Source organism: Natronospirillum sp. (assembly GCF_022565775.1).
Lineage (GTDB): Bacteria > Pseudomonadota > Gammaproteobacteria > Pseudomonadales > Natronospirillaceae > Natronospirillum.
On record NZ_JAIUMC010000002.1, the window covers coordinates 59,584 to 79,920 of the forward strand.

Below are 20,337 nucleotides of genomic sequence, written 5' to 3' on the forward strand. Positions count from 1 at the left end.
GCGGCCATCAACCGGATAACGGGCAAAGAAAACACCATGACAGACAGTTTGCGCATCCAGTTGGTTCAGGATGATTTCCCGGTGGGCGACATACCCGGCAACGCACAGCGGATTATCGAGCGCGGACGACAAGCCATCGAAGAGCAGGCCAGGGTGGTGGTCTTTCCCGAGCTCACACTGACCGGGTATCCGCCGGAAGACCTGCTGTTGCGGCCCAGCCTGCAGCCCCGTATTGACCAAGCGCTTGACGAAATACGACAGGCGGCCCTTCCAACAGCCCTGGTTATAGGGTTGCCCTGGCATGTCGACGGCCACCTCTACAATGCCCTGTTCGTGATTGACCATGGCGCCATTGTGGCCCGCTATCTCAAGCGCCGCCTGCCCAACTACCAGGTATTTGACGAACATCGCTACTTTGCCTGCGGTTCTGAACCGGTAGTATGGGAGTGTGAGGGTATACGGCTGGGTCTGAGCATCTGTGAGGACATCTGGTTTGATGATGTGCCGGAAGATCTGAAATCAGCCGGTGCCGATCTGATACTGACCCTGAATGCCTCTCCGTTTCATGTCGACCGGGCGTCGCAACGCCGGGCTTTTCTGATGCGGCAGGCAAGGGCGCATCAGATCGGCATTCTCTACGTCAACGCCCACAGTGCGCAGGACGAGCTCGTCTTTGACGGTGGGTCGATCGTCGTGGATGCAAACGGCCAGTTGCGTGCGGCTCTGCCGGAGCTGGAAACCGCCACGCTGAAGATTGAGGTCAGCCGCGACGCGGAAGGCACCGCTCGGATCATGGGGGACTATTCGGTAGCAGAGCTGCTGAGCGCCGAGGCCAGTGTCTACGAGGCACTGAAGCAGGGGCTGGCCAGTTATGTGAACCGCAACGGTTTTCCGGGGGTGGTGCTCGGCCTGTCCGGTGGTATTGATTCTGCACTGAGCCTGGCCATTGCCGTGGATGCCTTGGGGGCTGATCGCGTGAAGGCCGTCATGATGCCGTTTCGCTATACCTCATCGATCAGTCAGGAAGACGCCCGGGCCGAAGCCGAACTGCTGGGCGTTGATTATCATGTGCTGCCCATCGAGCAATTGTATGACACCGGCATGGCCGAGCTGGCCCCGGTGTTCGGCGACCGCCCGGCAGACGTGACCGAGCAGAATCTGCAATCGCGCCTGCGCGGCGTGCTGCTGATGGCGCTGTCCAACAAGCTGGGCCATATGGTGCTGACAACAGGCAACAAGAGTGAGCTGGCGGTCGGTTATGCAACCCTCTATGGCGACATGTGCGGGGGCTACAATGCGCTGAAGGATGTTCCTAAACTCCTGGTTTTCCGGCTGGCCCGCTACCGCAACAGCCTGAGCCCGGCCATCCCCGAGCGGGTCATCACCCGCCCTCCCAGTGCTGAACTGGCGCCGGATCAGAAAGACGAAGACAGTCTGCCGGCGTACGATATTCTGGATCCGATCATCGAGCGCTACGTCGAGCATGATGAGAGTGCGGAGGCCATTGTCGCTGCCGGGTTTGATCGTGAGGCGGTCTATCAGGTGGTTCGGCTGATTGATCGCAATGAGTACAAGCGCCGACAGGCGCCTGAAGGGGTGCGCATCACACCGCGCGGTTTCGGTCGCGACCGGCGCTATCCGATCACCCATGCCTGGAAACCGGGCCTCTGATCGTCAGGCAGGAAATATCCGGGCAAGCATGTTGCGCAGCGCCTCGACCTTGACCGGCTTGTCGACAAAGCTGTTCATGCGGGCCCGCTTGCAGGCTTCCCGTTCCTGCTGGGTAACCGAAGCCGTGACTGCAACAACGGGCACATCAAAGCCTTCCGCACGCAAGGCATGGGTCGCCGCAATGCCATCCAGAGAAGGCATGTGCAGGTCCATCAGGACCAGCGCAAAGGGTTTCTTGCGGGCCAGCTCAAGGGCCTCATGGCCATCGCTGGCCAGCGTCACCTCCGCACCCAGGTGCTGCAGCATACGCCGCATGATCAGTTGATTGGTATTGTTGTCTTCCGCGACCAGCACGGAGAAGGGGGTAGGTGGTACAAACTCGGGTGGTGCCGGTACTTCCTCTTCGAGCGCTGTGGTCTGGGTCGGAAGAATGACCTCGGCCAGGGTGCCGACAGACGGCTCGCTGCGCATCCGGAAATCGCCGTGCATCAGTTCGACCAGTGACTTGCACACGGACAGGCCGATACCTGAGCCAGTGTGGCGTCGGTTGCGTTCAGGGTGGACCTGAAAGAATGGAGTACCAATCTGATTGAGCTTGTCGGGTGCAATGCCAATGCCCGAATCTTCCACCAGTATCCGCAAAGCGCCATGGTGTTCGGAGTCGGCCTCGCCACTTTCTTTGTAAGTGACCTCCAGCCGAATAAACCCCTGCTCGGTGAACTTGACCGCATTGGACAGCAGGTTGGTCAATATCTGTCGAATGCGCGCTTCATCTGCCAGCAAGCGAACGGGGAATTTTTCAGCCAGTTGGTAGCGGAAGTCGAGCCCTTTTTCTTCGGCCAGATCACGCATCAGAATCACGACATCATCCAGCGTCGGGCGCAGGTCACCCAGAGAGGGCGTTATGCGCAGGCTGTTGTTTTCAATCTTGGACAGATCGAGTATGTCCTCGACCAGTCGGTTCATTGCATCGGCAGAGCGCACGATCAGATCCAGTTGCCCGGTGGTTTCCGCACTCTCCTTCTGTTTCTGGCGCAGCAGGGAGGCGGTGCCCATGATGCCGTTGAGTGGCGTACGCAATTCGTGGCTCATATTGGCCAGAAACAGGGTCTTTGCCGCATTGGCCGCTTCGGCTTCATCCCGTGCGTATTCCAGGCGCCGTTCGGTTTCCTTCAGGTCCGTGATGTCACGCGAGGAACCGAACAGAAAGTCCTTGCCCTCATATTCCAGCGGCACCAGCATGGTGTGCCAGAATTTGCTCGATCCATCCGGCGCGATGCCTTCTTCTTCATAGTAGATGGTACGCCCAGACTGCAAACAGTCCCGGTAGTGACTCAGAACCGTGTCCGGAGCGGGCAGCAGGTCAATCAGCCGGGTGCCTTGCAGGTCGGCACTTTTGGCGCCAATGAAATCTTCCAGTACATGGTTGATGCCTTCTATGTAGAAGTCGTCATCCCTGACCCGAATCAAGAACATCGAGTCCAGGGAGTTTTGCCACATGCCATGAAAGAGAAGTTGCTCGATGACGGTTTTCATTGGTCGGCTCAGGCCCCCTGCTCGGCGGACAGCGGCTGATAGCAACCGGCATAGCCCAGCTGCGCCAGCACCGTTGCATAGGCTCGCAAGATGGACGGCTTTTTCAGGGCCTGGTCGGCAACGAGGCCTATCACGTGAACGGTCTTACCCTGTTTCATTATGTCTTCCACCGAGGCGTTGGAGAAAGCATGGCCGTCTGTGGTGACATAGCAGATGCTGTCCGGCCCCATGCAGACTGGAGAGCTGGCGCTGTCTGACCATGCAATCATGTTTTCATTGAGCCCCATGATGGTCAGTTGGGAGGGCTTCTTGCCCAAACGAACGGTCATGCGATCAAAGCCGCCGGTTGTATCGACATCAACCCCGGTAATCGGGCCGCTGAACAACACTCTCAGTCGCGGCTTGAGTTCCGGCTGTTCGGCGAGTGCCGGCAAAGGGTCTATGCCAGCCGCCTGGGACTGACGCAGGATGGTCCCGATACTGAAACACAGGCTGAGAGAACCATGCACCACGACCTTGTTCAATGCTTCAACGGTAGAGGGCCAGGTTGAGAAAGCTCCGGCTGAATCAAACGCGGGGGAACTGACGATGGATCGGCTCATGGCGTCTGCCTGGGACGGATCGTTCAGGGTCAACTGGGCTGTTATCGGTGTCTCGCCTTCGGAGGCCTCATTGCCGATCACGAAGGGGTGCACCGGGGCTGTTTCATTGAAGGTACTCATGCCCAGCGTGGACATGGCGCGCCCGGCCCCATCCGCATCCAGAATGGGAATGCCACGCTGAGCGCCGGCAAGGAGTGGAATCAGGCTGTTCATGGGCCCGGTCTCGCCGGGAATGAGGCAGCGGAAAGAACTGCCCGTCAATTGTTCCATCAGTCTGACCATGCGCACGGGCGCTCGCGTAAACCCCATATCACCGCCAGAGGCTGCCGCAGGGGAGCCGATACCCGCCACTGTGCCGACAGGGCCTGTCTTGATCTGGTCAAAGCTGGCCACCGTGGGCCAGAGTGACTGATTGGCCATGTAGTCGATGAGCGGGCGGGCCAGACTCAGTGGCCCACCGCCGCCGCTGCCCAGAAAGGCGGCCCCTTCGATGATACATTCCAGCTGCTCTCGGTTCAGGGGCTGGTTCAATTGCATAGGATTATCCTGTCAGCTTATATATGCAGTATAGCCTGCCATAGCCAGCCGAATCAGGGTAGAGCAGGGCAGGTGCACAGAAAAGCAGAGTCGGTTGACTACAGGGAGGATTGTCTGTGTCCCGAAAACAGAAAACCCGGCCATAAGCCGGGTTTTCAGAATGCTTGGTGCCCAGAGACAGAATCGAACTGCCGACACAGGGATTTTCAATCCCTTGCTCTACCGACTGAGCTATCTGGGCCTCGCGTCAGCGACGTCGCGTATTAAACGGTTTTTTCCGCCAAGCGTCAATAGTTTTCTGGCTAACTCACTGATTTTTTTCAGCAATTCCGGGTGATTGTGCAGCAGCTCAATCCTCGGGAACATAGCCTTCTGCCTGATCAAAGTCCTCGCCGGAGAGAAAACGATCCATCTGCTCCATCAGGTAGCGACGAGCCTTGAAGTCGGTCATGCTCAGGTGCTTCTCATTGATCAGCCGCGTCTGATGAGCCTGCCAGTCTTCCCAGGCGGCACGCGAGACGTGCTGAAAAATGTCTTCCCCCTTGGCGCCGGGAAACGGCGGTCGCTCCAGTCCGGGGAGGTCTTTCTGGTATTTGCGGCAGAAGACGGTTCTGGTCATCAGTGCTGCTCCTTGTTTGGGGCTGTGCAAAGCCCTGATTGGTCTTGCCTGGGCGGTATCATTCTTTACACCAGCTTGTTCAGCAACTGGCGCGTCGGTGCGGCCAGACCGACGGTTTCTTCCAGTGCCGGTTGCACCCAGCGGCCTGTTTCGGCGACGTGGTCCGGCGCGGAGACTGGCACATGCACCGGATGTATGTCCAGATGAAAGTGGGTGAAGGTATGGCGGAAGGGCGCCCAGCTATCGCGCTCAGCTCGGCCCAGCCCTTGCGTGGTCAGCCAGTGCTCAAGGTCTTCACGGCATGCGAATTCGGGAAAACAGAACAGCCCACCCCAAAGGCCAGCCGGAGCCCGTTGCTGCAGCAGGCAGCGCTGATCGGGCAGTTGCAAAAGCAGCCACCAGGCCTGTCGCTGCGGCTTGTTTTTTTTCGGTTTGGACTCGGGATAGCGTTCAGGTTCACCTGAGCGGAAGGCCTGACAGTCTGCGGCCAGAGGGCAGTGTTGGCAATCCGGGTTGCGGCGCGTGCAAAGGGTTGCGCCGAGGTCCATCATGGCCTGGGTGTAATTGCGCGCCTCTCGATAGGGGGTGTATTGCTCGGCCAGCTGCCAGAGCCGGCGTGCCGGGGCGGTATGCCCGGGCCATCCGGGTACCGCATGATAACGGGCCAGCACGCGTTTCACGTTGCCATCCAGAATGGGGGCAGGGCGATTCAGCGCCAGGCTGACGATGGCACCGGCGGTTGAGCGGCCAATGCCGGGCAGTGCCGCCAGTGAGTCGACGTCCTCGGGGAACTGTCCTCCATGCTGAGCAACAATCTGCTGGGCGCATTGGTGCAGGTTGCGCGCGCGTGCATAGTAGCCGAGGCCTGTCCAGAGATGGAGTACTTCATCCTGCTCGCCTTTTGCCAGATGCTCGACGGTAGGGAATCGGGCCATGAAACGCTCGAAATAGGGGATGACGGTGGCTACCTGGGTCTGTTGCAGCATGATTTCCGACACCCAGACCCGGTAGGGGGTCTGCTTCTGTTGCCAGGGCAGGTGAGTGCGCCCGGAATGACCGAACCAGTCCAGTACTGCTTGCTGAAATCGGGGAACGGACCGGCTATCGGATGACGGCTTATCAGTCACTTTCTGCAGGCTCCGTGCATTGCGTGACGACTACGATCAGGAAAGGGGACCAGTCGCCCCAGCAGGATACCCATTCTTCCAGGCTCGACTGTCGTTCCGTGGATGAGCCACGCAGCGTGCCGGACATATCACTCAATGTCATTCCCTGAGGCGTGATTTCGAAGTCGCCATAGAGCCACAGGGTGTCTCCTTCCTGACGCTGCTCACTGAATTCACCTCCGGTAATCGACAGCTCTGCGGCACCCACATCACTGCTGACGCTGCCCCACCCGGTCATTGACTGGGTCATGTCGGCACTCAGAACGCTGAGTGTTACTTCGGCACTGTCTGCTTCCCAGCGATCGAGTGACGGTGCCCGTCCACCGGCCTGAATCATCTGCGCGCGCACCTGATTGACCGGTTGCCCGGCCAGGTTCATTTCCCAGGTCAGTTGTGTCCGACCGACCTGATCGGAACCACCGGTGCGCCATTGGTCGCTGTCGAGCAGCCAGCGAACATCGCGAATATTGCTGTGATGGGGCTGCAAGGCCACAGCGCGCTGTACATTGTCGGCGCGCCAGTTCGTCTCATCATCACGCCAGACCAGGCTATTGATGGCAGTTCGCTCGCCATACTCGGCGGCCTCGGCCAGTTCGGTTCCATCACTGCGACCGGTGCCCAATACCAGATAGTCGGCGCGGATGGTGCCTCCCTCGGGATTGAAACGCAGGTTTTCGGCATCAGCCGACCATTGATACAGGCCGTATTCACGCGTCAGACTGGTGAACTCCAGATGTGCATCAACCGACTGCAGCAGCAGAGGCGCGGCGAATTGTTCGGCCGGAGTCCAGCGTCCATGCAGGCGCAGAAAACCGTGGTCAACCCAGCCATCGCCCGAGAGGTCGGTAATGCTCTGCAGTTCCACGCCACCCATGGTGCGGCGCAGTTCGCCGGCAACCCTGAGATCGAGAACATTCTCTGTATCCGGATCAAACAGCGTAATGCTCAATTCTTCGACCTCAAGTGCCTGGAAGTCACCCAGTACATCACGAGCCTGATGAAAATGTCTGACCAGCGGCCATAGCTCATCCAGACTCTCGGGTCCGGCGAGTGAGGCGTCCTGCAACAGTTGTCCATTGCGCACGATAAAGCGCTCAGGCAGCCACTGAAAAACCCACGGGCTGTACCAGCGTGAGCGCCAGGTCGCGTGCGCCAGCCGCACAGGCTCGCTCAGTCCTTCAACATGCAGGCGTGCATTGTAGAGCTCGATTGCCGGTACGGGAAAGAAGCGCAGATGAGTTCGGCCCGGTTCGAGCTGAACGTCCTTGCCTTCGATGGTGAATGTTGTCAGAAATCTGTCGGCTGCGGTCTGCCGCTCATACTGACTGTAGAGAGCCAGCCAGCCGATCAGCGGCCAGACGACAACAACCAGAGCTATGGTGATGAGAGTGTGAAACAGTGTTTTGAGAGTCATTGACTGCGGTTTGGCCGATTCCTGTTGTCCCAGAGCATACCCAATTCACGCTGCAGAACATCGTCTAGCCCAAGGTTCAGCTCGACCATCCGGCGCAGATGGGAAATGGTGTCGATATCCATTTCAGTAAATTCCAGCCCGATGTAGTGGTCTTCCAGATGCGCCACGCGAACGGCCATAGCCAGCACCAGTTCACCGTCGTTCAGGTCAAGTTTCAGTGCGCCTGGGTGACCGATCGAGTCGGGTGGCAGCGGGTCACCCAGGGCCAGCATCAGGGCGCCCTTCAGGCTGACATCATGCAGTTCACCCTCCAGCACCTGATCGGCGAAGGTCAGTCTGGCCTGCAGCGTGATCGGCAGGCGGGTAAACCGCCGTGTGTCTTCCATACTTGTTATACTCGACTGGGTCTGTGACTACTATAGATGGGTGGTCGGACACCGGCAACCAGCAAAAGGGGGTGAACATGGCAAAGTTTTTCAACAAATCCGGATTATCGGTAAGTGCAGAAAATGCCTTGCCGGGACGAAACGAGCCAATGCCCATGCAACAGACGGTACATTCAGTACTGGGAACCCGCCTGACACCGCCCTTCCCTGAAGGAACGCACGAGTTGGTGGTTGGCATGGGGTGTTTCTGGGGGGCCGAGCGGCTGTTCTGGCAGTTGTCCGGGGTGCATTCAACCGCGGTCGGTTATGCAGGGGGGTTCACACCCAACCCGACCTATGACGAAGTATGTTCCGGCCGCACTGGCCATGCCGAAGTGGTGCGTATTGTTTACAACCCGAACCGGATCGAGCTGTCCGCTTTGCTCAAGGTTTTCTGGGAATCTCATGACCCGACGCAGGGCATGCGCCAGGGCAATGATGTAGGCAGTCAGTACCGGTCGGCTCTCTACCTGCCTGATGAGGCGGCAGAAGATTTGGCGCGCCAGTCCGCCGACGCAATGACCGAGAATCTCCAGCGCTCAGGCTATGGCGAGGTTACTACTGAAATAGGCGGTGGCAAGACGTTCTACTATGCCGAAGACTATCATCAGCAGTATCTGCACAAGAATCCCATGGGCTATTGTGGCATCAAGGGTACTGGTGTGACTTGTCCGATCGACTGACTGATCGAACAGACACAAAAAAGCCCACTCAGAGTAGTGGGCTTTGCTGCTTTTCAATTCAGCCCATCAAGGGCTGACAAGCTGATCGGGAGATCAGTCCTCGTTGTGGTAACGCAGGCCCAGCAGTTGCGCCCGATTGTCCTGAACGGTAAAGCGGATGCTCTGGATTTCACCGGAGGCCATACGCTGCCCTTTGACGCTGTAGGTGCCGTCATCCAGGTCTACCAGCAGCCAGGGGCCTTCCGTCATGCCTTCCAGCACGCTTTCACCACTGCTGTCATACAGGGTGAACCAGATTTCTGACAGGTAGGAGCCATCCTGCCCGAAGAACTGGATGGCCGTGTTGTACTCGGGTGCCATCTCACGAGATTCTACACCCGCACCACCTGTCCAGTAGTCAATGGCTTGGGCGCTGGTTGCAAGACCGGCAGCCACAACCGAGGCAAGAATAAAACGTCCTAGCTTTTTCATCGTGCTTTCCTCCGCAGAGTGTATTGTTGTCATTCACAGTATAGAGGGGTTCTGCCACAGGGCAAGAGAACCAACCTGTCCAAACCGCTGAAAGCATGTTGCCACAATTATTCCTGTGTGGCACCCAATTCGCGGAAGGATCCGTTCACTGCTGACGGAAACGGTTCGCCAGATCGCGCAGGGCCTGTGCTTCACTGCGTGCGGCGAGGGCAAAATCGTCTGCCTGGCTGGCATACAGTATGCCCCGAGACGAGTTGATGATCAGCCCGTCACCGTGCTCTGTCAGGCCTGCCTTGAGCACCGCCTCAGCATCGCCTCCCTGTGCACCGAGTCCAGGTACCAGAATGGGCATGTCACCTATCAGGTCGCGCACCCGCGCCAGTTCGGCAGGCGCCGTGGCACCCACCACCAGTGCCAGGTTCTGTCGCCCGTTCCATTGGCGGGCCGCCAGCCGGGCGACCTGCGCAAACAGCGTTTCACCACTGGCCAGTTCAAGGTTCTGCAGCTCTGCTGCAGAAGGGTTGGACGTGCGACATAGCACAACAACACCCTTGCTGCTGTAGCGGGCAAAGGGCTCTATGGTATCGGCACCCATGTAGGGATTGACGGTGACTGCATCGGCCCCGTAGCGGTCAAATGCTTCGCGGGCGTACTGCTCGGCGGTGGAGCCTATATCGCCCCGCTTGCTGTCCAGTATCACCGGGATATCCGGGTACTGACTGCGCAGATAGTCCATGGTCTGCTGCAACTGATCTTCTGCCGCCAGTGCAGCATAGTGCGCGATCTGGGGTTTGTAGGCGCACACCAGGTCATGGGTGGCGTCGATGATGGCCCGATTGAAGGCAAACACCGCATCCGGCCGCTGTGCTATCGAACCGGGGAAACGCTCCGGCAGCGGATCCAGGCCGACACAGATCAGGGTGTTGTGCTTGTGCCAGCGGGCTTTCAGGCTCTCATAAAAGGTGGTGCTCAATGCTTTACTCCTGATCGTGATCAGTGTGCATCATCACAACCGCCCCGGTGGCAACGGCTTGATCAGCACACGCGAATTGCGCTGGAAATTGTACAGGGCTTTGCGCTCTTCCGGCAGGTCGCTGATATCACCCTGCACAAAGCCGTGTTCTCGAAACCAGTGGGTGGTGCGTGTGGTCAGGGCAAACAATTGGCGGATACCATGTGCCCGGGCCTGGCGCTCCACCTGCTCCAGCAGCCGCGCCCCTCGGCCATGGGTGCGATAGTCGGTATGCACGGCAACACAGGCCAGTTCGGCCTGACGACCGGCCTGGGTATCAAAAGGATGCAGGGCGGCGCAGCCGATGATCATGCCGTCGCGCTCATTGACCACAAACTCGCCAATGTCTCTTTCCAGTTGCTCGCGCGACCGTCTGACCAGCACGCCCTCGTCTTCCAGCGGGCGCAGCAGTTCCAGAATGCCGCCGATATCTTCCGCCGTTGCAGAGCGGAATCGATCATAGTCATCCCGCGACACCATGATGCCGCAGCCATCCCGCGTGTAGAGCTCACGCAGCAATCCGCCGGGTTCCGTGGCGGACAGTACATGCACCCGGGAAATGCCCTGCTGGCTGGCTGACAGGGCGGCTCTGGCTTCTGCCAGGCCGGCCAGGTCGGGCGCCAGCGTCTCCAGATGCTGGCGCAATTCATGCGGTGTCATCTGGCTTTGCGCGGCAGGCTCGGGCAAAGCGTCCATGGCGCCCACGATCACCAGCTTGTCGGCCCGGGTTGCCACGGCTGCTGATACGGCGACTTCAGGCGCGCTGAGGTTGAAAACCTCCCCGGTGACCGAAAAACCGAAGGGCGGCAACAGCACTATGTTGCCGGCATCGAGTTGTTGCCGAATACCCTCGGCACCGATACGGCGAACGGTACCGGTGAACTGGAGATCGACACCATTGATGATGCCTCTGGGCATGGCATGCACAAAGTTGCCGTTCACCACACCGATGCCGGCACCATGCATGGGACTGTTCACCAGACCCGTGGAGAACTCGGCCTGCAGGCGCACCATAAGCTGCTGGGCGACGCCGGTGGCGACTTTCAGCGTGGCCGCATCGGTAATTCTGAGGCCGTCATCAAATGCCTCGGTGACACCCTCGTCCTGACAGGCCGCTGTGACCTGAGGTCGCGTGCCATAGGCAATGATCAGGCGCAGACCGAGGCTGCGCAGCAGCGCCAGATCATGAATCAGCGCCGTGCTGTCATGCGCCAGTGCCTCACCTGACAGGTAGACCACCAGGGTCTTGCCCCGATGGGCATGGATATAGGGGCTCGAGGCCCGAAAAAAGCTTAGAAAGTCGTCACTGTAGGAGGACATGGCATATTCCCTGAAACAGGCGCTTATTACAGCAGATGCGGTGACCAGATTAAAGTCGAATGCGGCCGGAGCGCCTGCAGCGTATCCGTTGCCGCCTTTTTCCACCGCCTTGCTGTCGTTGACTCAGCGACCTCAGACACTAGAGTATGCAGTGAACTTCCCTGGGACACGCGAATGTCTGAAGAAATCGAGCTCAAGCTGCTGGTACCAGAGTCTCCCGATATTGAAGTGCAGGACCTTTCGGTGCTGAAGCCGGTCCAGCGGCGCACTTTCAGGCTGATCAACCGCTACTTCGACACCCCCGATCATCAATTGACCAGCGCGGGCATCGCCTTGCGCCTGCGTTATCATGAAGGCCAGTGGCTGCAGACCCTGAAAGGCAAAGACAGCTCAGGTGGCGGTGGCCTGCACAAGCGACGAGAGTCGGAGATGCCGGTCGCCGGTGAAGCACTGGAACTGGACCGGTTTCCGGCCGGTGCGCTCCCGGATGATATTGACCTGAAGGCGCTGCGACCACTCTTTGAAACCAATTTTGAGCGTCATGAATGGGGCCTGTATTACGGTACAGCAGCTGTTGAACTGGTCTGGGATCAGGGGCACGTGATCACGAATGACGGCCGAGTGCCTCTGTCAGAAGTGGAACTGGAACTGAAAACCGGGCCGGCAAATGCCCTGTTCGATCTGGCAGAAGAACTGGCGCGGGATATGCCCATGCTGCCCTCGGACATCAGCAAGGCCGAACGTGGCTTTCGACTGTTGCGCCAGCAGCGCGACTGGCCGCCTACACCAGCACGGGATGCGCCACTGGCCGATTGGCTGAATGCGGTCTGCCGACAACTGGAAGCGCTGCCGGCAAGCAGCAGCGATCTGGCGGCCAGCCTGCAGGGACTGACCCGTGTAGCGCCCGAAGGCAAGAACCAATTGGGCCTTGTCCAGAGCCTTACCGCCGGTCTTGCGGCAGACACGCGGGTATGGCACGAACTGCCTGGCAGCAAGGCGCTGGGGCTTTGGCTGATCAGCCAGAGCCGGGCTGTCTGGGAGCATTCCGAGGCGGCCTGAACGAGCAGTCGGCCAGGTTTACCAGCCGGCCTGCCAGTCCTTGAAGACAGGTTCGTAGCCATTGCTCCGGATGGCAGCAAGCACGTCCTCCAGCGGACGACTGTCATCGATCTCGAATTGCTCCAGCGCCGCATCGGCCTCGGCACTGTAGCCGCCGGGCTGGGTCTGTGATTCAGCGCTCAGGCTGGTGATACCGAGCGTCATCAGGTGATCGCGGAACACGGCGCGCTCACGCGTGGACAGGCTCAGCTCCACATCCGGGCTGAACAGGCGCCAGGCGCAGATCAGTTGCACCAGATCGGCATCACTGATCGGCGCCCGGGCCTGGTAGTCTCCGGCGGCAGGCCGCAGGCGCGGAAAGGACACACTGAAGCGGCTGCGCCAGTAGCGCTGCTCCAGATAGCGCAGATGATGCGCCATCATCAGGCTGTCGGTGCGCCAGTCGGTGAGCCCGAGCAGCACCCCGAGACCCATGCGGTGAATACCGGCACGCCCGAGCCGGTCCATGGTGTCGAGGCGATAGCCGAAATCGGCTTTGTTGCCCCTGCGGTGATGCTCGGCATAGGTCGGGCGGTGATAGGTTTCCTGATAGACCAGCACCGAGTGCAGACCCAGTGCCTGCAGGCGTTCATAGTCCGCCTGCTCCAGCGGCTGTACTTCCAGGCTGACCTGGGCAAAGTGCCTCTGCAGTTCCGTCAGAGCCTCGGCAAAGTAGTCGACCCCGACTACCTTGGGCGCCTCGCCGGTAACGATCAGCACATGCCGGAAGCCTCGGGTTTTCAGAGCTACCGCCTCGCGGCGAATCTCATCGGCATTCAGTACCTTGCGCCGCAGCCGGTTCTCCATCGAAAAACCGCAGTAGGTGCAGATGTTGGCGCAGGCATTACTCAGGTACAGTGGCGCAAACAACTGCTGCGTGCGCCCGAAGCGCTGCTGCGTCAGTTGCTGGCTCAACTGTGCCATGGGCTCCAGATAGGTCCGGGCCGCCGGGCTGATCAGGGCCTTGAAGTCTTCTGTATCGCGCTGCGGGCGTGCCAGGGCACGTTCCACGTCTGCGGCCGTCTTGCCATGCAAGGAAAATTTTTCACTGTCCCAGTCCAGACTGTTCAGTTGATCGGCAAAGCTCATTCAATTGACCTGTCTACTATTGATTGTATTGGGGTGGTGGGGCGCTGCATCCAATGAGCCAAATGGGAGGAGGCTCCGTGAATAGCCGGGTGTCGCCTGCCGGGTGCATGCACTGTGAGACCGTCTCCGCACAGGGATGTGCGGAGTCGAGCTGTCATGGATGACGTTTTTTGCGTGTCTCACAGGCATGTACCCGAGCTTGGCGGCAAACCCGCCACCAATCCCGCAAGCAACCCTCACTCGAGCTTGGCACTTAGTTCAGTCGAAGACCCGTGGGCGTGACTCGACAGCAGCCCCTACACACCCAGAAATTCAGTCAGCGGGCTGGAGGCTGCCGCCTGCGGGCTGGCGGCGGCTAGCCCGGCAAGATAGGCCGCCCGCCCCGCACTGACCGCATCGCGAAACGCCCGCGCCATCACCACTGGGTCGCGTGCCGTCGCAATGGCCGTATTCACCAGCACCGCATCCGCCCCCATCTCCATCGCCGCCATCGCATCGCTCGGTCGCCCGATCCCGGCATCCACAATCACCGGCACCTGTGCCTGCTCGATGATGATGCGCAGAAAAGTCCGCGTCTCCAGGCCCAGATTCGAGCCGATCGGCGCCCCCAGCGGCATCACGGCGGCACAGCCGACTTCCTCCAGTCGCTTGCACAGCACCGGATCGGCATGCACATAGGGCAGCACGGTAAAACCCTGCTGCACCAGTTGCTCGGCTGCTTTCAGTGTTTCAACCGGGTCTGGCATCAGATAACGCGGGTCCGGATGAATTTCCAGCTTCAGCCAGGACGTCCCCATGGCCTCGCGCGCCAGCTGGGCCGCAAAGACCGCCTCCTCTGCCGTGCGCGCCCCCGAGGTGTTGGGCAGCAGGCGATAGCCGGTCTGCTGGAGCGGGCCGAATAGATTGTCGTTTTGTCCGTCAGTCTCGACCCGGCGCAGCGCCAGAGTGACCAGTTCGGTGCCAGCCGCTTCGAGCGCCGCCAGCATGGTGTCCGGATGGCCGAACTTGCCGGTGCCGGTCAGCAGACGTGACTGCCAGCGTTCATTGCCCAGATGCAAGGGGTCATCGGTATCTTGCATGTTCAGCCTCCCGCTATGGCCTGAAAAAGTTGAATGTAGTCACCATCCGAGATACTGCGCAGCGGCCAGTCGCTGGCCGGCACCACCTCCTGATTGACCGCCAGTGCCAAGCCAGTGGCCTTGCCATCGGGCGAGATCAGCCCTAGTGCTGTGAGCACCTCGCTCAGGCTCTGTCCGGCGGCCAGATACCGGACTTTCCCCTGCACAGTCACCGTGATAGTGGTCTGCTGTTCAGTCTTCATACGGTCGCTTCCCCAACAGTCTGACCGTCAAGGCCAGCCATCAGCTCGCGCAGGGCCGCCTCAGGATCATCTGCCTCGGTGATGGCAGTGACCACGGCGACACTGCGCACACCGCAGGCACGCACCGCCGGCAGATGATGCCGCTTGATGCCACCGATGGCGGTGCTGGGGACGCCGGCGAGATCGGCTATGGCCTGGAATTCACGCAGTCGTTCCAACCCCTGCGGTCGGCTGGGCATGTTTTTGGTGCGGGTAGGGAACACATGACCCAGTGCCACATAGCTGGGGCGCAGCGCCAGCGCGCGCAGCAGCTCTGCAAAACCATGGGTCGAGATGCCCAGGCGAAGACCAGCGTGCCGGATCGCCTGCAGATCGGCAGAGACGAGATCCTCCTGCCCCAGATGCACCCCAAAGGCACCCAGTTCGATGGCCAGTTGCCAGTGATCATTGATGAAGACCTGAGCGCCGTATTGTTGCCCCAACTGGATGGCGGCCTGAATTTCATCCCGCAGACGTGGATGACCCGGGTCTTTCAGGCGTAGTTGCACGGTTCTGACACCTGCCTTCAGCACCCGCGCCACCCAGCGGCTGTCCGGGACCACCGGATAGAGACCCAGCGGTTGCCAGAGGCAATCCAGATAGCCGTCGGTGCTGGTTGTGTCTCCCGGTTCGGCAAGCCAATTCGGATAGCACTCGATGTTGCAGTCATCTGTGCGTTGCCACCGTTCCGGCGTGCCGGCACCCTGCCCGGTAGCGTAGGCCTGATGCAGGCCCTGGTGCAGAAAGCGACTGGCCAGAACCACAGCGTCTTCAAGCGGGTGACCGGTCGCCAGCGCAGTGGCGATGGCGCTACTGAGCGTGCATCCCGTGCCGTGGGTGTGGCGTGTCGTCAGCCGGGGTTGCGCAAAACACCAGACAGTGTCGGCGGTGACCAATGCGTCTATGCATTGGCCCTCTGCAGTATCCCAGTCGCCATGTCCGCCCTTGACCAGCACCGACCGGCAACCCTGTGCCAGCAAAAGGCGGGCGGCTGCGATGGCGTCCTCCAGAGTGTCACAGGCCTGTCTGGTCAGGGCGCGCAGTTCCGGCAGATTGGGGGTTACCATATCAACGGCAGGCAAGAGTTCCTGCAAGGCGGCAACCACTTCACCGCGCGCCAATTCGTCCCCGCTGGTGGCGACCAGCACCGGATCCAGCACGACCGGCGCCTGCCAGCGCTGGCGCCAGGCAGGCAGGTTGTCAGCCAGCAGGCGAATCTGCCAGGGCTCCGCCAGCAGCCCGATCTTGATCGCGGCCGGTGGCAAATCCGAGGCCAGTGATTTCATTTGCTGTTCAAACAGGGACATGCCAGTCGATTCGACTGACTGTACGCCCACACTGTTCTGTGCCGTCAGGGCGGTGACCACGGTTGCCGGGTGCCCGCCCAAAGCCAGAATGGTGGGGATGTCCGCCTGAATGCCGGCACCGCCCCCAGAGTCGCTGCCCGCGATGCTCCATACTATGGGCCGGCTCATCTGGCCGGGTCTCCGTCCACGCTCTCGGTGGCGGCTTCCTGATACAGCTCGCTGCCGGCCAGGCGAAATTCGCGCGATTTTTCCGCCATGCCGGCTTCGGCCTCGTCCAGATCCAGCACCCGGATACGGTCATTGCGGGTATCAGGGGCGCCCTGCTGGCGGGCGATATCACGGACTTCATGGCTGATCTTCATGGAGCAGAACTTGGGTCCGCACATGGAGCAGAAATGCGCCAGTTTGTGGCCCGCTTTCGGCAGGGTCTCATCATGGAACTGACGCGCGGTGTCGGGGTCCAGTGCCAGATTGAACTGATCCTCCCAGCGGAACTCGAAGCGGGCCCGGCTCATGGCGTTGTCGCGAATCTGCGCGCCGGGGTGGCCCTTGGCCAGATCAGCCGCATGCGCGGCGATCTTGTAGGCCATCAGCCCCTGTTTGACATCCTCCCGGTTGGGCAGGCCCAGATGCTCTTTGGGTGTGACATAGCACAGCATGGCACAGCCGTACCAGCCGATCATGGCGGCACCAATGCCGGAGGAAAAGTGGTCATAGCCGGGAGAAATGTCGGTAATCAGCGGGCCCAGTGTGTAGAAGGGCGCCTCGGCACAATGTTCCAACTGCTTGTCCATATTGGTCTTGATCAGATGCATGGGCACATGACCGGGGCCTTCGATGATCACCTGGACATCATGCTTCCAGGCGATCTGCGTCAACTCGCCCAGGGTTTCCAGTTCGGCAAACTGGGCCGCATCATTGGCATCGGCCACCGAGCCGGGGCGCAGGCCGTCGCCCAGTGAAATGGTGACGTCATAGGCCTTGAGCAGCTTGCAGATGTCCTCAAAGTGGGTGTACAGGAAACTTTCTTCATGATGGGCCAGGCACCATTTGGCCATGATGGAGCCGCCCCGGCTGACAATGCCGGTGACCCGGTCTGCCGTCATGGGAACATGATGCAGTCGCAGGCCGGCATGGATGGTGAAATAGTCCACACCCTGTTCGGCCTGTTCGACCAGGGTGTCGCGGAAGATCTCCCAGCTCAGGTCTTCGGCGATGCCATTGACCTTTTCCAGCGCCTGATAGATGGGCACCGTGCCGATGGGCACCGGGGAGTTGCGCAGTATCCATTCGCGGGTTTCATGGATGCTGTTGCCGGTGGACAGGTCCATCACGGTGTCGGCGCCCCAGCGGGTGGCCCAGATCATCTTTTCGACTTCTTCCTCGATGGAAGACGTGACCGCCGAGTTGCCGATATTGGCGTTCACCTTCACCAGAAAATTGCGCCCGATGATCATGGGTTCGGTTTCCGGGTGGTGGATATTGGCCGGGATAACGGCTCGCCCGGCGGCTACCTCCTGACGCACGAACTCGGGTGTGATGGCTTCCGGCAGGTTGGCACCCCAGGCCAGGCCGGGGTGCTGCCAGTGCAGGGCCTGGTCACGCAGGCGCTCGCGGCCCTGGTTCTCTCGAATGGCAATGTATTCCATTTCCGGCGTGATCACGCCACGGCGCGCATGATAGAGCTGGGTGACATTGCCGTCATTGCCGGCTGGTCGCTCATCGATCCAGCCCTTGCGCAGCGGTGCCAGACCGGCGCGCACATCAATGGAGACGTCCGGGTCGGAATAGGGGCCGGACGTGTCATACAGCGGTATGGGTTCGTTGTGCAGCGTCTCGCCACTGGCCGCGTCGAGCGTCGGGCTCAGATGCACCTGGCGCATGCCGACCCGGATGTCCGGCCGGGAGCCGGTAATAAAGAGTTTGCTTGAGCCCGGAAAGGGTCCAATGGCATCGCGGCTGAGTTCAGCCACGCGCTGGGCGGTTGGGGTCTGGGTTGTCATTCCGTTCTTCCTGTTCTGTGGTTGGACAGAGAAAGACGAAGTGACCGCGTTGGAGGAGGATGTGAGGAGAACAGCAGCGCTGTCCAGAAGTATCACGTTTTGAGTGATTTTTCTGTTCCCTACGCGAGTAAGGGCGCGATGCCGGGTACTCAATGCATTCAGTACCCGGCATCGCGCCGGCTCGATCAGGTTCCACGGATCCCGCAATTGCGATCTCAGCCAACCGGTTTTGCAACCGGGAGGCACTCCGACAGTTCGGCTGCCAGAGTAGGGAAGGGGCCTTGGAGAGTCAAGTTGGAGTGCCGGCATGTCTTAATCGTTTAAGATCAAATGGTATCGATTTCAGCGCTTTTCGGCGCCTTTCATTGCACGATTTGGCGGGCAGGGCGCTAGTGGGACAAGGGGGTTTCAGTGTAAAGTAGGGCTCTGAGCAACAAGTTCGGTCCGACCGTGTCGGGCCCGCGGCTGAGTGGCTCAAAAAGTGGATCGCCAGAATCCACCAAAGCGACACTACATGGACTGAAATCTATCAAATACATCAGGACTGCACTTCAATGACCAAACTGACGACCCTCGGTGAGTACGTCATACTCAAACAGCACGAATATCCTCATGCCACGGGCGAGCTGAGCCAGCTTTTCGGCGCACTGCGCCTGGCGGCAAAAGTCGTCAATCGGGAAATCAACAAAGCCGGGCTGGTGGACATCACGGGTGCCTCCGGTTTGGAGAATATCCAGGGCGAACAGCAGCAGAAGCTGGATGTTTACGCCAACGATACTTTCAAGGCCGCCTTGCTGGCGCGCGGGCTGGTGGCCGGAATGGCGTCAGAGGAGGAAGTGGACTTTGTGGCGTTCAACGAAGCCCACACGGCAGGCGGCAAATATGTTGTGCTGATCGACCCGCTGGACGGGTCGTCCAATATCGACGTCAACGTGTCGATTGGTGCCATCTTCTCCATTTATCGCCGCGTCTCGTCCCCTGACGGGCCGGTTCAACTCGAGGATTTTTTGCAGCCGGGCAATCGTCAAGTGGCTGCCGGGTACGTCATTTTCGGCTCTTCCACCATGATGGTCTATACCACGGGCAATGGGGTTCACGGGTTCACCTTTGACCCGTCGATTGGCGTCTTCTACCTGTCGCACGAGAATATCCGCACTCCGGAAGAAGGCCTTATCTATTCGGTGAACGAAGGCAACTATGTGAAGTTCCCGGAAGGCGTCAAGAAGTACATCAAGTACTGTCAGGAAATGGACCCCGACAGCAAGCGTCCCTACACCTCTCGTTATATCGGTTCGCTGGTGGCAGACTTTCACCGCAACCTGCTCAAGGGCGGCATCTACATGTATCCCTCCTACGCCAATGCCCCCACCGGCAAGCTGCGCCTGTTGTATGAATGCAATCCGCTGGCCTGGCTGGTAGAGCAGGCGGGCGGCAAGGCAACAGACGGCAACCGGCGGATTCTGGACATAGAGCCCACTGAGCTGCATCAGCGTACGCCCTTCTATATTGGCTCAAAAGCCATGGTCGACAAGGTAGAATGGTTTCTGCATGAATACCCGCAGCAATAATCCGAAAACAGGCAGAGGCATTTAGTCCAGTGACTGTAGAGCGCCTGATGAGCCATCCCGTGGTGACCGTGGAACCGGATGATACGCTGGAGGAAGTGCAGCACATCTTCAGCAAGACGCGGTTCCATCATTTGCTGGTTGTCGAGCGCAACAAACTGGTGGGTGTGGTGTCGGATCGTGACCTGCTCAGGGCGCTCAGCCCCTACCTGAATACTGCGGCAGAGACCGGTCGTGACCTGGCGACGCTGAACAAGCGCGTGCATCAGATCATGACACGCAAGCCACACACGGTGAATGAGTCAGCCAGCCTGCATGAGGCCGTCGCAGTGATTCACGATCACAATGTGTCCTGTGTACCGGTGGTCGCGTCAGGTGGCAGGGTGGTCGGGATTCTGACCTGGCGAGATATTTTGCGTGCCCTTATGCGGGTCCGCCGGAACTGATGCCGCAGAACGC

General features: G+C 59.8%; 19 protein-coding genes, 1 tRNA gene and 1 riboswitch. Of the genes, 5 read left to right on the forward strand and 15 right to left on the reverse strand.

Annotated elements, in window-relative coordinates; all coding sequences use genetic code 11:
* Positions 1–36: 36 nt before the first annotated feature.
* A complete protein-coding gene (locus tag LAT62_RS01150) occupies positions 37–1,671 on the forward strand; it encodes an NAD+ synthase (protein ID WP_293377632.1) in 1,635 nt (544 codons plus the stop codon).
* A 3-nt stretch (positions 1,672–1,674) separates the two neighbouring features.
* Here the strand turns inward: LAT62_RS01150 and LAT62_RS01155 are convergent, their stop codons facing one another.
* From LAT62_RS01155 to LAT62_RS01185, 7 genes are all read right to left on the reverse strand, one after another.
* Positions 1,675–3,207 (reverse strand): ATP-binding protein, encoded by a 1,533-nt coding sequence (locus LAT62_RS01155; protein WP_293377635.1) that lies wholly within the window; start codon positions 3,205–3,207, stop codon positions 1,675–1,677.
* An 8-nt stretch (positions 3,208–3,215) separates the two neighbouring features.
* Positions 3,216–4,346, reverse strand: a complete 1,131-nt coding sequence (locus tag LAT62_RS01160; protein WP_293377638.1) for a DUF917 family protein — start codon at positions 4,344–4,346, stop codon at positions 3,216–3,218.
* A gap of 165 nt (positions 4,347–4,511) precedes the next feature.
* Positions 4,512–4,587, reverse strand: a tRNA-Phe gene (locus tag LAT62_RS01165).
* A 108-nt stretch (positions 4,588–4,695) separates the two neighbouring features.
* Positions 4,696–4,965 carry an oxidative damage protection protein gene (locus LAT62_RS01170; RefSeq protein ID WP_293377641.1) on the reverse strand — a complete coding sequence of 90 codons (270 nt, stop codon included), beginning with the start codon at positions 4,963–4,965 and terminating at the stop codon, positions 4,696–4,698.
* Positions 4,966–5,030: 65 nt separating this feature from the next.
* The gene (gene mutY / locus LAT62_RS01175; RefSeq protein WP_293377644.1) at positions 5,031–6,092 is read right to left on the reverse strand and encodes an A/G-specific adenine glycosylase; all 1,062 of its coding nucleotides are present in this window, start codon (positions 6,090–6,092) and stop codon (positions 5,031–5,033) included.
* Positions 6,085–7,545 (reverse strand): hypothetical protein, encoded by a 1,461-nt coding sequence (locus tag LAT62_RS01180; RefSeq protein ID WP_293377647.1) that lies wholly within the window; start codon positions 7,543–7,545, stop codon positions 6,085–6,087. Before LAT62_RS01180 ends, mutY begins: the two co-directional genes overlap by 8 nt.
* Positions 7,542–7,931: a PilZ domain-containing protein gene (locus tag LAT62_RS01185; protein WP_293377650.1), complete on the reverse strand. Its 390-nt coding sequence runs from the start codon at positions 7,929–7,931 to the stop codon at positions 7,542–7,544. The genes LAT62_RS01180 and LAT62_RS01185 overlap by 4 nt, the downstream gene beginning before the upstream one ends.
* Before the next feature lie 149 nt (positions 7,932–8,080).
* Here LAT62_RS01185 and msrA point away from each other — a divergent pair, with 149 nt between their 5' ends.
* Entirely contained in the window at positions 8,081–8,653 is a 573-nt protein-coding gene (gene msrA / locus LAT62_RS01190) for a peptide-methionine (S)-S-oxide reductase MsrA (protein WP_293377653.1), read from the forward strand.
* A gap of 93 nt (positions 8,654–8,746) precedes the next feature.
* On the opposite strand, the gene LAT62_RS01195 is transcribed toward msrA, so the two are convergent.
* From LAT62_RS01195 to argA, 3 genes are all read right to left on the reverse strand, one after another.
* Positions 8,747–9,124 (reverse strand): hypothetical protein, encoded by a 378-nt coding sequence (locus LAT62_RS01195; protein WP_293377656.1) that lies wholly within the window; start codon positions 9,122–9,124, stop codon positions 8,747–8,749.
* Positions 9,125–9,269: 145 nt separating this feature from the next.
* Positions 9,270–10,097 (reverse strand): orotidine-5'-phosphate decarboxylase, encoded by an 828-nt coding sequence (pyrF, locus tag LAT62_RS01200; protein ID WP_293377659.1) that lies wholly within the window; start codon positions 10,095–10,097, stop codon positions 9,270–9,272.
* A 33-nt stretch (positions 10,098–10,130) separates the two neighbouring features.
* Positions 10,131–11,456: an amino-acid N-acetyltransferase gene (gene argA, locus LAT62_RS01205; protein WP_293377662.1), complete on the reverse strand. Its 1,326-nt coding sequence runs from the start codon at positions 11,454–11,456 to the stop codon at positions 10,131–10,133.
* A 174-nt stretch (positions 11,457–11,630) separates the two neighbouring features.
* Between argA and LAT62_RS01210 the strand changes: the two genes are divergently transcribed.
* Positions 11,631–12,515 (forward strand): CYTH domain-containing protein, encoded by an 885-nt coding sequence (locus LAT62_RS01210; protein ID WP_293377665.1) that lies wholly within the window; start codon positions 11,631–11,633, stop codon positions 12,513–12,515.
* 18 nt (positions 12,516–12,533) lie between these two features.
* On the opposite strand, the gene thiH is transcribed toward LAT62_RS01210, so the two are convergent.
* The 5 genes from thiH to thiC all read right to left on the reverse strand — a co-directional run bounded on the left by thiH (position 12,534) and on the right by thiC (position 18,313).
* Positions 12,534–13,643: a 2-iminoacetate synthase ThiH gene (thiH, locus tag LAT62_RS01215; protein ID WP_293377668.1), complete on the reverse strand. Its 1,110-nt coding sequence runs from the start codon at positions 13,641–13,643 to the stop codon at positions 12,534–12,536.
* A 296-nt stretch (positions 13,644–13,939) separates the two neighbouring features.
* Positions 13,940–14,722 (reverse strand): thiazole synthase, encoded by a 783-nt coding sequence (locus LAT62_RS01220; RefSeq protein ID WP_293377671.1) that lies wholly within the window; start codon positions 14,720–14,722, stop codon positions 13,940–13,942.
* Between the two features lie 2 nt (positions 14,723–14,724).
* Entirely contained in the window at positions 14,725–14,964 is a 240-nt protein-coding gene (thiS, locus tag LAT62_RS01225) for a sulfur carrier protein ThiS (protein ID WP_293377674.1), read from the reverse strand.
* Complete coding sequence (thiE, locus tag LAT62_RS01230) at positions 14,961–16,478, reverse strand: thiamine phosphate synthase (protein WP_293377677.1); 1,518 nt, start codon at positions 16,476–16,478, stop codon at positions 14,961–14,963. Before thiE ends, thiS begins: the two co-directional genes overlap by 4 nt.
* Positions 16,475–18,313 carry a phosphomethylpyrimidine synthase ThiC gene (gene thiC / locus LAT62_RS01235; protein WP_293377680.1) on the reverse strand — a complete coding sequence of 613 codons (1,839 nt, stop codon included), beginning with the start codon at positions 18,311–18,313 and terminating at the stop codon, positions 16,475–16,477. The genes thiE and thiC overlap by 4 nt, the downstream gene beginning before the upstream one ends.
* 99 nt (positions 18,314–18,412) lie before the next feature.
* Positions 18,413–18,573: riboswitch (TPP riboswitch) on the reverse strand.
* A gap of 294 nt (positions 18,574–18,867) precedes the next feature.
* Here thiC and fbp point away from each other — a divergent pair.
* Together fbp and LAT62_RS01245 are read left to right on the forward strand one after the other, a co-directional pair.
* Positions 18,868–19,881: a class 1 fructose-bisphosphatase gene (fbp, locus tag LAT62_RS01240; protein WP_293377683.1), complete on the forward strand. Its 1,014-nt coding sequence runs from the start codon at positions 18,868–18,870 to the stop codon at positions 19,879–19,881.
* 47 nt (positions 19,882–19,928) lie between these two features.
* On the forward strand, positions 19,929–20,324 hold the full coding sequence (locus LAT62_RS01245; RefSeq protein WP_293377686.1) for a CBS domain-containing protein: 396 nt from the start codon (positions 19,929–19,931) through the stop codon (positions 20,322–20,324).
* The last annotated feature ends 13 nt before the right edge of the window (positions 20,325–20,337 follow it).